General features: G+C 35.0%; 12 protein-coding genes and 2 pseudogenes. 11 read left to right on the forward strand and 3 right to left on the reverse strand.

Annotated elements, in window-relative coordinates:
• The 4 genes from FNK51_RS26680 to FNK51_RS19105 all read left to right on the forward strand — a co-directional run.
• A partial coding sequence (locus FNK51_RS26680; protein WP_181762297.1) for a hypothetical protein occupies positions 1 to 360 on the forward strand: 360 nt, incomplete at its 5' end.
• Positions 350 to 733, forward strand: a complete 384-nt coding sequence (locus tag FNK51_RS19095; protein WP_141994330.1) for a hypothetical protein — start codon at positions 350 to 352, stop codon at positions 731 to 733. The genes FNK51_RS26680 and FNK51_RS19095, both read left to right, overlap by 11 nt.
• Positions 734 to 986: 253 nt before the next feature.
• Positions 987 to 1,454 carry a hypothetical protein gene (locus tag FNK51_RS19100; protein WP_141994331.1) on the forward strand — a complete coding sequence of 156 codons (468 nt, stop codon included), beginning with the start codon at positions 987 to 989 and terminating at the stop codon, positions 1,452 to 1,454.
• Between the two features lie 224 nt (positions 1,455 to 1,678).
• Positions 1,679 to 2,335 carry a VanZ family protein gene (locus FNK51_RS19105; protein WP_141994339.1) on the forward strand — a complete coding sequence of 219 codons (657 nt, stop codon included), beginning with the start codon at positions 1,679 to 1,681 and terminating at the stop codon, positions 2,333 to 2,335.
• Between the two features lie 101 nt (positions 2,336 to 2,436).
• Here FNK51_RS19105 and FNK51_RS19110 read toward each other — a convergent pair.
• Together FNK51_RS19110 and FNK51_RS19115 are read right to left on the reverse strand one after the other, a co-directional pair.
• Positions 2,437 to 2,546, reverse strand: a pseudogene (locus FNK51_RS19110) (IS3 family transposase); the annotation flags it as partial.
• A gap of 82 nt (positions 2,547 to 2,628) precedes the next feature.
• Positions 2,629 to 3,300, reverse strand: coding sequence for a response regulator (locus FNK51_RS19115; protein ID WP_141994332.1), 672 nt, complete (start codon positions 3,298 to 3,300; stop codon positions 2,629 to 2,631).
• A gap of 250 nt (positions 3,301 to 3,550) precedes the next feature.
• On the opposite strand from FNK51_RS19115, the gene FNK51_RS19120 reads away from it, so the two are divergent.
• The 5 genes from FNK51_RS19120 to FNK51_RS19135 all read left to right on the forward strand — a co-directional run bounded on the left by FNK51_RS19120 (position 3,551) and on the right by FNK51_RS19135 (position 8,570).
• The gene (locus FNK51_RS19120) at positions 3,551 to 3,853 is read left to right on the forward strand and encodes a hypothetical protein (protein WP_141994333.1); all 303 of its coding nucleotides are present in this window, start codon (positions 3,551 to 3,553) and stop codon (positions 3,851 to 3,853) included.
• Positions 3,854 to 4,250: 397 nt separating this feature from the next.
• A complete protein-coding gene (locus FNK51_RS19125; protein WP_141994334.1) occupies positions 4,251 to 6,509 on the forward strand; it encodes a PBP1A family penicillin-binding protein in 2,259 nt (752 codons plus the stop codon).
• Between the two features lie 625 nt (positions 6,510 to 7,134).
• The gene (locus FNK51_RS19130; RefSeq protein ID WP_141994335.1) at positions 7,135 to 7,974 is read left to right on the forward strand and encodes a tyrosine-type recombinase/integrase; all 840 of its coding nucleotides are present in this window, start codon (positions 7,135 to 7,137) and stop codon (positions 7,972 to 7,974) included.
• A gap of 141 nt (positions 7,975 to 8,115) precedes the next feature.
• Positions 8,116 to 8,280, forward strand: a complete 165-nt coding sequence (locus FNK51_RS26685; RefSeq protein ID WP_181762298.1) for a hypothetical protein — start codon at positions 8,116 to 8,118, stop codon at positions 8,278 to 8,280.
• Between the two features lie 56 nt (positions 8,281 to 8,336).
• Entirely contained in the window at positions 8,337 to 8,570 is a 234-nt protein-coding gene (locus FNK51_RS19135; protein ID WP_141994336.1) for a hypothetical protein, read from the forward strand.
• A gap of 376 nt (positions 8,571 to 8,946) precedes the next feature.
• Here FNK51_RS19135 and FNK51_RS19140 read toward each other — a convergent pair whose 3' ends face one another.
• A complete protein-coding gene (locus FNK51_RS19140) occupies positions 8,947 to 9,744 on the reverse strand; it encodes an HAD family hydrolase (protein WP_141994337.1) in 798 nt (265 codons plus the stop codon).
• 319 nt (positions 9,745 to 10,063) lie between these two features.
• Here FNK51_RS19140 and FNK51_RS19145 point away from each other — a divergent pair.
• Together FNK51_RS19145 and FNK51_RS19150 are read left to right on the forward strand one after the other, a co-directional pair.
• A pseudogene (locus FNK51_RS19145) lies at positions 10,064 to 10,354 on the forward strand (beta-propeller fold lactonase family protein); the annotation flags it as partial.
• Positions 10,355 to 10,744: 390 nt separating this feature from the next.
• A partial coding sequence (locus FNK51_RS19150; RefSeq protein ID WP_141994338.1) for an IS110 family RNA-guided transposase occupies positions 10,745 to 11,797 on the forward strand: 1,053 nt, incomplete at its 3' end.

The raw sequence follows: 11,797 nt of genomic DNA on the forward strand, positions 1-11,797 counted from the left end.
GAAGCCAATTGGACCACCGTTGTTGCATTTTGTGCTTTGTTTAATCATAGCCAATTGTTGATATCATCAATTGGTGACAATCCAGTTGATTTTGTTCAGTTAATTACTAGCAAAAATGGTGGTACGCCTAAAGATAAAACAATGGGTGGTAAGATATGGTGGAAAGAAATCGAGTATAGAGGGGATTTTCGTTTGCAACAAAATTTGATTAGTAACCATTACCGTATATTGGATCAATATGATTATCGTTGGCATAGTTCTTTTAATAAAGAAGAGAGTTTAAGTCGTTTAAATGAATTACAGGCGGTGGGGACTATCGAGATAGACAAAAGTATAGGGATGGGGATATATGAAGAATAAGATTTTGCTTGTTCTATTGATAATCAGTATAGGGATTAATTTGTTTTTATTTGGAAGATGGTATTTTTTGGAACAAGCGTATGAACCGTCCGAAAGTGAACAGGCTATTTTAAGTGAAATGGTGCTGAAAACAGTTGAGAGTGAAGATTATAAAAAGATAGCAGAAAAAGAGAATATCATTGCTATTGATAGAAGTATGGATAAAAATAAAGGGGGAATGTTCCCCTACTATTTTGAGGTAAGTGTTCGTACTGATAAGCAGACCTATCTCTTTTTTTGCGATAATGAACAATGCTCTAATATGGAAAACGACGGAGCGACGACTTATTCTCGATATAAAGACGAAGAACCACAAATTCCATTTAAAAAATAGAGAAAAGCCAAAAAATAACTGAAATAAAAGAAAGCCTACTTCCTTAAATAGCAAGGATCGTAGGCTTTTTTTATTCTTATAGGTGTTTAATTTACAATAAAGTCGTACCGATTTGAAAAAAGTTTAACCGTTTTTCTTATGGAACTATAGGGGCAGGATAGTTCATTAAGAATACATGCTTATTGTGGAAAAAATTGTTATAATGAAGTGGGATATTCGTTAGGAAGGTTGCTGTTCAAGTTGGAGTATAGTTATGAAATCTAAAAAGACAGTAGTGATTATTGCTTTAGGTATAATATGTATAGCTATCTTTATAAATCTATTAAAGAAAGATTTATGGGATGTAAACGAAGTGTTGTTACAAGAAGAAGTGTTATCAATTGGACATTCCGTTGAAACAATAAATTTATTAGAAATAACACCGTTTGACTGGGATGTAGTACATTCCTTTCCACCATATACCCCGAAAGATAATATATATGAAACGGTAGGTTATAAATGGGATACTATTAGCGAAACTGTAAATGAAGGAATGAATCAAATTGTATTTTTAAAAGATGGAAAAGTGGTCTGCTATTTATATGGTTATCCTGAGAATAATGGATATGGTATATCTTTTGAATCTGAGAATACTAAAGATGTTGGTTATATGCTTAATAGTAAGGATGATTTAATATTTCAAGTAGAACGAAAAGACAGTATCGTATATTTGAGAAACTAAGCAAGGATATGATTTCTTCAACTAACAGGTGCATTAGCTTAAGATCGGAGCTGTCTTTAAGGCAGCTTTTTCTTTATGCAACTATCGGGGCAGGATAGTTCCTTAAGGAACGCAATAAAATCTTGGTTTTATTGGTGATAATGAACGAGCAGAATTAAATTCTAACAAAGGTGTATTTTATGGTAAAATAAGGTTTGTTTGGGCTGGAAGGAAGGGTAGATGGAGTGTATTTAATTAATGGTAGTTTGCTTATTGGAATTGGAGTTATATGTTATTTGGCTGGAAGAGGTATTTTAATAGGGTTTAAATTTAAAAAACAAAAACAAGTATATTGGTTAAGGGAAGTTATTAATTTTCTTTTTGTTTTATACATACTTATGGTTGTTTCCCTTACACTGTTTCCATTAGCTTTATGGATTGATTTTAATATGCAAAATATTAAGTTTGGCTTAAATCTCATTCCACTTGTTGGAATTATAAACGATATTAAACAAATAGGTATTGCATATGACGGTGATACCGTGTTTATGATTAGACTAATTATTAGAAATGTGGGTGGAAATATATTATTATTGATGCCTTTGGGTGTATTATCACCGATAATATGGAATAAATTTAAGGATTTTATAAATATTGTACTATTCGGATTTGTTATATCAATTAGTATAGAATCTATACAATTTATTGAACTAATAGCAGGTGGTTGGGGAAGAACAGTTGATATTGATGACGTAATTTGTAATGTATTAGGTGTTATTCTTGGATACTTCATTTATAAATTTACGTTTAAAATAGCTGATAAATTTCAAATCGAAATATTACAAAATTTAAAATCTGGGAATTCAAGATTGTTTGATAACGATAAAGGAACTCAATTATAAATTTTATTGAACAAACGGGTGCGTTAGTTCCTTAAGAAAAAGTAAAAAAAGTCGATTCCTTAACGTTGAACTGACCCCATAAAGTTAGACAGGTTATTTCGTTAGGCAGCCCGTTGGGCATGAGCTCGGTATTGTACCGGGCTCATGCCTTTTAATTTGCCTTGATTCGTTTGTGTTTATAGTATTCTATATATTTTGCTAGTTCTTGTTTCTAAGGATCGTTTCGTGAGAAAAGCCCGCCTCTTCAGCACGCATTGCGAAAACTGAAGAGCCGGACTTAACATAAGTTGAAATTATTTCACTTCTACCCATCCGTTTTTAATAGCTAGAACAACAGCTTGTGTACGGTCGTTTACAATCATTTTTTGAAGAATGTTAGTCACATGGTTTTTTACTGTTTTTTCACTGATGTATAAAGTTTCGCCGATGGCACGGTTGCTTTTTCCGTATGCTAAAATTTGAAGAACTTCACACTCGCGTCGAGTCAATAGGTGAAGCGGTCTTCTGATCTCTACAGCATGCACTGAATCACGATCAGTAGCTAAACGGCGATATTCTTTGACTAGATTATGTGTCACCTTCGGATGAAGGTATGAGCCACCTTCTGCGACTACACGAACAGCATCAATTAACGCATCTGCGTCCATTTCTTTCAACAGATAACCTTGTGCTCCTGTTTTCAATGCATGCTGTACATAGTTTTCATCATCATGAATCGATAAAATGATGACTTTCGTTTCAGGGTAACGGTTTACAAGCATTTTAGTTGCTTCGACACCGTTCATATTCTGCATGTTGATATCCAGGATAACGACATCTGGTTTGTGTGTTTTAACAAGATCCATAGCCTCGCTTCCGTCATCGCCTTCGGCAACAACATCAAAGGATGATTCAAAATCTAATATACGCTTAACGCCTTCACGGAAAAGCTGATGGTCATCGATAATGATGATACTAGTCTTCAACGGCTTCTTCCTCCTAATTTATTTAAATGCCTATTCTCTAAAATTTATAAATGATAGGGAATTTTCTTTTCAGCAGCTTTTACAAAGAATAGCATATTTTTTCGTTTTGGGGATAATCCTTTTTCTTAGCTTGATGGCGATGTGGCGGTACCCCTATAGTAACTAAACTGTAAACGGATTGTTATACAAATAGCATTGTTGGAGGAGAATTCATTGTATATAATTAATCCTCGTTAAGGAGTGTTGAAAAATGATAAGCGTCACAGTAGATAAGTTAAAATTTAAGAAACAATTATCGGGGATTGAACAAATCACACTGAAAGATTTTCTGTATACCTGGGTAGGTAGTTCAAGCAAGGGATTTGATGATTTTTTTCACCTTGAGTACACAGTAGATGTATTTGCCAAAATGGAAAAAACGACGAATGACACCGATTTGTTGATTTCTGATGATGATTATTTCAGATACATAACATTGACGGAAGATAATCAAATTGTGATAGGTGTTTTAGATATGAATTCAGAATTAAAACATAGAATAATTGTTCACTAGATAAGATTAAATAATTCTTGTTTTCTTTAACCCATACAACAAGAGGCAGCGTGGTACACTGTCTTTTTTTATTTGTTCACTATATGTCATTGTTTGTTATACCTTGGATAATGATATTAAACGAGAAAAAATATTAAAAGGGCCAGATGTAAAGAAGGAATACGTTCTACAAGATGCATTAGATGAGATAGTACGAAGTGATTACTTTATTGCGAAAACCGACCAAGGAGAGTATAGGATAAATTCTTCCTTAATTCGTTATATACAGGTTTTGCATGAAATGCATTGTTTTAAATACCATACTGACCATCAATGACTAGTGAGTAAATAAAAGGTTATTTCTTTGCATAGTTTTCTTAAATTTTGTTGAATAACTTGAATATGGGAGAGAAGATTAATGTCAGAAACGTATCGTTCTCGTCAGGAACGAAAACAAGTGGAAAAAACAAAACAAGATCAAAAAAAAGATAAAAATCCCCCTAAAAGAAGGTCTTTCTTGAATAAAGTTTTACTTTGGTTTTTACTGTTAGGTGTTGTTTCAATTGGAATAGGGGCAGTTACGGTTGCAGCAATGATTAAGGATGCACCTAAAATAGATGCTTCAAAACTAGTCGATCCGCTTTCTACCAAATTATACGATAAGAACGGGAATTTCCTTTACGAATATGGTAAAGAAAAGCGGACAAAAATTGAGTATTCTCAAGTTCCAAAAATGTTGGAACATGCTTTCATTGCCACGGAGGATGCACATTTTTATGAACACAATGGCATTGATATAAAAGGAACTGCGAGAGCAATCTTCAAGAACCTAAAAGGGGATTTCGGATCTCAAGGCGGAAGTACGATTACACAGCAGGTCATTAAAAACTCCTTTTTGTCACCTCAGAAAACAATAAAGCGGAAGGTACAGGAATGGAGCTTGGCCTATCAGCTTGAGCAAAAGTATTCCAAACATCAAATCTTAATGATGTATTTAAATAAGATATACCTTGGAGACGGGACATATGGTGTAGCAGCTGCCGCCAAAAATTACTACGGAATCGATGCCGATCATCTAAATAAATTAACGCTTCCGGAGGCCGCTATGTTGGCGGGGCTCCCACAGAGTCCAAGTAATTACGATCCCACTGAACCCGAACATGTGAAAGCTGCAACAAATCGTCGTAATATTGTTTTAGAAGCTATGTATAAACAAGGGTATATTACGAAAAAGCAATTGGAGGATGCAAAGAAGGTTTCAGTTACAGCAGGACTTGTTCCAAAAACGAAACAGCAAGGAATGCCGTACGAGGCGTTTTTGGACGCTGTTGTAAAAGAAGTTGAAAGAAAGCTGAAAAATGTAGATATCAGTTCGGATGGATTATCTATTTATACGACGCTAGATCCAAAAGCTCAGACCTTTGCGGACAAAATAATGAACACCGATACGATTATTTCTTATCCAAATGACAATTTTCAAGGAGCCTTCGTATTTTCAGATACAAAAACAGGAGAAGTTCGAGCTATTGGAAGCGGTCGAAACCAATATAAAGCTTCCTTCCGAGGCAACAACTTTGCGGTTGATATTAAACGTCAACCAGGATCTACTTTCAAGCCAGTCTTTGATTATGGTCCGGCTATTGAAAATTCAAAATGGTCTACAGCACACCAAATTAATGATCATAAGATAACCTACTCAAATGGTCAGTCTATTTCTAACTGGGATCATCAATATCACGGAATGATGTCGATTAGAACAGCACTTCAATGGTCATACAATATTCCAGCACTTCTTACCCTTCAAGATGTAGGGATGGATAAAGCACAAAATTTTGCAGAAAATCTGGGTATTACTTTTAATAATAATAAGGTGTACGAATCATATGCGATTGGAAGTAATACGGTTAATCCATTAGAGTTGGCAGGGGCATATAGTGCTTTTGGAAATAACGGTGAATTCAATACACCACATTTTGTTCGTAAAGTTGTCTATCCTGATGGCAGAGTTGTTAATTTAACTCCAAAGCCAAAACGTGCTATGCATGATTACACAGCTTATTTGGTGACGGATATGTTACGGACAGTCGTAAAATCTGGTACAGGAAAAACAGCAAATGTCCTTGGACTAGATGTGGCTGGAAAAACTGGCACAACCAATTTTGACAGTAAAACCAGAGCACAATATGGATATCCAACCGGTGCGGTAAATGATAGTTGGTTCGCTGGTTATACACCGCAATACACTATGGCGGTTTGGACTGGATATACTAAAAATGGTCCAGGTAATTATATGGATGGAAATTCAACTAAAATCTCGCACCAAATGTTTAAGGCCATGCTGGAAGCGTTTGGAACAGACCAAAGTAGCTTCCAGCAGCCTAGTGATGTATACCGGGTGAATAATGAACTGTTCATTAAAGGTGCAAATCCTGAAGAAGCTCCACCAGTTACAAAAAATAATAAAGAAAAATCATTGGATATTGGTGGAAATAAAGAGGGTAAAAAACATAAACAAGAGGAAGAGAAGCCTAAACAACAAGAGGAAAAGAAACACAAACAAAAGGAAGAGAAGCATAAACAACAAGAGGAAAAGAAACACAAACAAAAGGAAGAGAAGCATAAACAACAAGAGGAAAAGAAACACAAACAACAAGAGGAAAAGCAACACAAACAATAAAGAGTTTTTAGGATGGGATCGCATTGGTTCCATCCTTTTTTATGATACACATAAGAGAATGTGAGGGTTTCTACTTAAACTAGAGGGTGCGTTAGCTAAAGATCAGAGCTGTTTTTAAGGCAGCTTTTTCTTTGCAACTAAAGGGGCTGGTTATTCTAAGAGGAGTATCCTTGATACATATAGAATTGTACATAAATCAAAGCTAAAGGAGGAATTAAAAATGGATAAGGAAAAAACAATTAATTATTCCTTTGGAGGGCTTAATAAAATTAAAAGATAATTCAACTAGATTATTTCTTAAATATAAATTTGTAATTTACCCCATAGTTTTTATTGGTTTGCCTTATTACTTTATAGAAAACAATGATTTATATTCTTTTGTTATTGCTTTTAAAATTATCACAACCTATATTTTGCCTTGGGGTATTTTCTATTGTTTGATTCAAATAATGAGAAAAATAAAATAAACAATGTGCTTAAGTCAAGTTACTAAAGACTAAAGGCAGCTTTTTCTTCTTTGACTAACAGGTGCTATTGTTTAATGAAAAATCTACTAATCTAGTATAATAGTTCTTCTTTTGTCTATACTGTCTATTAATATGGTATAGATTGGAGAGAAACAGGTATGATCTTAACTGATGTATGGGGTTTATATAGGGCAGATAAGCAAATCCAAGGTTATTCTCCACAAACATTAAAGGCCTATTACGTCCAATTTAACTTGTTGGTGAATAGTTTTGGAAATATATCCATTCAAGAACTTTCAACTAATTCTCTTAAAGTTTATCTGGGAAAAGCAGCTGAAAAGCTTAAGCCATCCAGTCTGGGTCACAGAATTCGATTCATTAAATCTTTATTTAGATGGGCTCAGGATGAAAATTTAATTAATGGAAATCCTGCTTCCAAAATCAAGGAACCAAAATTAGAATTAAGGGTTCCAAAATACTTGTCTGAAGAGGAAATTGAACATTTGCGGGAAGCTTGTCATACAACATTCGAAAATGCTTTATTTGAGTTTATGTATTCAACAGGATGCAGAATTGGTGAAGCAATAACTCTAGATAGGGCCTCAATCAATTTCTCTAATCAATCAGCAATCGTATTAGGTAAAGGACATAAAGAACGAGAAGTATATTTCAATACTCGTTGTGAAATATGGTTGAAGCGATATTTAAGTGAGCGAAATGATCATGAGGAAGCTCTATTTGTGACAACACGTGCACCCCATCGAATGAGTATTTCTCAAGCGAGCAACATTATAAAACTGGTAGCAAAGAGAACGGACATTAAAAAGAGCATTCATCCCCACCAGCTTAGACATAGTTACGCCACAAATTTATTGAATAATGGAGCGCCTCTAGAAGTGATTCAAAATTTAATGGGCCATGAAAAAAGTGAAACCACAAAAATTTATGCATATCTAAGTGGTGCAATGCGGAGAGACTTGTATAGAAAGTATTTTTAAGGGACCAAGGGTCCTTTTTATTTTGTTATTAATAAACTATCGGGGCAGGTTACTTGAAGAAGAGCTATGTTAAAAGTTCAACTAATTTTACTAATTTATGGTAACGTTAAATTAATGAATTTTATTAGGGGAGCTAAAATTATGATTATTATTTCAATTTTTTACGGCTTTGTTGGTTTAGTTATTCTATTTTTTATTGTTCAATATGCCATTAGTATTGGGATTGACAATTCTAAAGAAGTTAAGGCTTTTCGGTCCGAACTTAAAGAAATAAAAAAACAACTCAAAGATTTAGGTGGAAAATAAACACATAAGCAATTTTTCTTATTCAAGAAATGGGTGCGTTAGCTGAAGATTTTTTGGTGAATATAAGAGATTTTGCTGAGTTTACATTGGACTATTTTTCATCAATTACTTTAACCGATATTGAGGAATCTGTTTTAAATGGAAAACCAACCATAAATAATGAAATGGTAAAGGAATGGTTGGAATGGTTAGAAGAAAACAGAGATTCTTTTTCTGATGATACTTTTCATATGGTACTAAAACAATTTGTTGATGATTTAGGTGCTATGCCAATTTGGTTTTGGGGATAAAAAATTTCAAGAGGATGTGTTAGAGGGATTCAAAAGATATTTTGAGGAAAATTCATATTTTCTCGATTTTTTTACAAATGCTTATTTGGCGGGTTTAGAAGAAGATGGGCTTCGATAACTTAATAATGATTTTTAACGTTACAACAGATATATGCTTATTCAGCTAACGGGTGCATAACTTCAATAAGAAGAAATGCTTTTTTACTACACCAGCTAATAGAGGTTATTTTTTTATTGCATTAAAGGGTTTGAATATTGATTATTGGTAGTAATTGGTAATTTTGAAACAGTTGATACTGTTAAAAACCAACATAAATGAAAATGTTCAAATGAAGATACACTATCTGATGATAAAAACAGTTATTTTAAAATAACTCTAAATCACATATGAATTATATGATTTATGAAGATAAGTTTCTATAAACTCAGCCAATCCATCATTTTCGTGGTGTCCTGTAACAAAATCAGCTACTGCTTTAACCTCTTCGCTAGCGTTCCCCATTGCCACGCCAGTACCGACATGACGAAGCATCTCTATATCATTGGGTCCGTCTCCAATGGCTACGACTTCGCTTGGACTAATTCGAAATGCGTGAAGTAAGTTTTTTATAGCAGACCACTTGGAAACATTAGGAGCAACCATTTCAAACCCGTCATTCCAATTGATGACCTCTGCTTCCTTTTTAAACAAAGCGGATAATTCAGGTCTTGGTGCACCTGTTCGAACACTATATTTAAGAACATCTTGATAATTTGCCTGTCTTAAATCTCCAATATAACGTGGCGGAATTTGCCCAACTTTTGTCCAATAATCGATTTCTTCATTTGTTTCCTTACAATAAAGCCCATTTGCTGTATGGATAATAACATTACAAGAATTTTCAGCGGTCAGCTGGTGGAATCGTTCTTCGTTCAGTCGGACGGTTTTCATTTGCATAGCTCTTCCTGTCTCTGCATCGTGAATAGCGGCACCATTCAAACAGATCATTGGAGTTTGTAATCCAATTTCTTTATGGTAGGGAGCGGTTACTTCATAGTGTCGACCAGTAGCTAGAAAAACCTTGACTCCCTGATTAATGAGCCTATAAATGGCTTCCATATTTCGGCGGGAAATGTTGTTTGAGGCTTTTAGTAGTGTACCATCCATATCAATAAATATTGCACGCACATTCATTTATACTGCCTCCTCATCGTTGGTAAACCAATCATATCATCTGACTATTAAAGTCTTGTAAACTCAGTGTACAGATTTAATAAAGTTTATTGGGAAGTAAGGGACGGTTCTATGCAAGGTAAAAATATTATTCCATTAACGGGTGCTATTGTTGAATAAAACTTAGATTTTTATACGACTTTATTGTTATATTTTTTAGTGTAGTGAAGTATCTTACATTAAAAATTAAACAACTATATTTTTAACCCCGTCCTAAATTTAGAACGGGGTTATGCTTGTTTAAGCTTTTAAAATTAAATAACTTTATTATCTCTACACATTTGCATACATTACCAATACCTTAAGCGGCACCATCTCCACTTACCGAATCGATCCCAATGGATCACTTTCGGTGGTAAGGCATATTACCAGTACACCGCCAGGTACAGCTCCAGGACTGCCGATGGATGTTGGAGTGAGTAAAGATGGACGGCATTTTTACACCCTTAACGGAAACCAGGGTACAGTCTCCGTATTTACTATTCAAGGTGATGGAAGTCCAGTTAGATTGCAGGTTGCTGCTTGGACTAACTTTCCTTACCTTGGATCGCAAGGATTAGCTATTCTTTGATTTTATTAAGTTCACTATATTTGTTGGAATAAAAAATAAAGGGATTTTTAAAAACAAGGCTGCCGGCATAATGGTGGCTTTTGTTATGAGACAACATAATTTTCAGCATGATTGTGAAGCATTGTACTTAAAGTAACGGGTGCTTTCGTATTATAAGGTTGACCAGTAAAAATTACTGGTTGACCTTTTTTTAATAGAATCTATTATATCAGTAGCTAGGGTAGGACGTACGGGTGCGTGGGGCTTGATCCCGTGAACTAAACTGTCCGCCCCCTACTTGTAGAAACATGTTTGAGGCTGGTTGGGACGCTGATCTCGTATAACAAGCGAAGCTATGACACTACATGGAGGACTAGGGGTACTGGTTAATAAGTAGAGGAGGTAAAGATAATGAATCCAGTTGTTGGTCTGGATGTGGCAAAAGGAGAGAGTCAAGTTCAGGCATTCTTAGATCAATCTAAACCGTATGGGAAGAGCTTTTCAATGAAGCATATCAAAGAGGAGTTAGAGCATTTTTTAGAATTTCTAAAAGAAATTGAAGAGGTGACAGGGCAGATGCCTATGGTCATTTTAGAATCTACAGGGCATTACCATTCTCCCGTTATTCAATACATGGAGGAACAAGGGATTCTATATATCTTACTAAATCCGATTATTTCTTATCAGGCAAAGAAGTCCAGTTTACGGAAGGTAAAAACAGACGCTATCGATGCGTACCAGTTGTGTGTGCTGTATTACAAAGAGAATTTAGAACCTCATAAAATTAGAGGAATTCAGCTATTAGACCTTCGGAATTTGTCCAGACAACAGGAAATCGTAACAAATATGTATGTGGAGGCTAAACTTCAGTTTCACACCATTTTAGATCAATTGTTTCCTGAATACCGGAAGGTTTTTGGGGATCTATATTCGAAGGTTTCTTTATTGATGTTAAAGGAATACCCTACTTCAGAGGCGGTATTAAAAGCCGGAGAAAGTAAACTAGCAGAGCGTGTAATGGAGTTCTGTCCTAGCCGATCTGGTCAATGGGCATGGGAAAAAGCCAAAAAAATAATGGATTCCGCATCTCGAAATCCATTTCAAAAAAGCGTGTATGAAAGTCACGTAATCAATCTTCGTATGTATATTGAGTTGCTTTTTCATTACCAGGGACACCTTTCTGATTTGGAAGATCGTATAGTGGCCCTGGCAAATGAACTGGAAGAATATAAGATCATCCAATCGATTCCCGGTATCGGAGAAAAAATCGCAGCCACGATTATCTCTGAAATTGGTGAAATCGATCGGTTTAATCATTCGAAAAAACTGGTTGCCTTCGCTGGAGTAGATCCAAGTGTTCACTCATCGGGTAAGTTTACGGCAACCATTAATCGTATTACAAAAAGAGGTTCGAGCAGACTACGTCATTCTCTGTATCTTGCCGTACTATGCGGCATAAGAAGT

The sequence above is a fragment of the Bacillus sp. B4EP4a genome (genome assembly GCF_006680105.1).
In the GTDB taxonomy this organism is placed as follows: Bacteria; Bacillota; Bacilli; order Bacillales; family DSM-1321; genus Peribacillus; species Peribacillus simplex_E.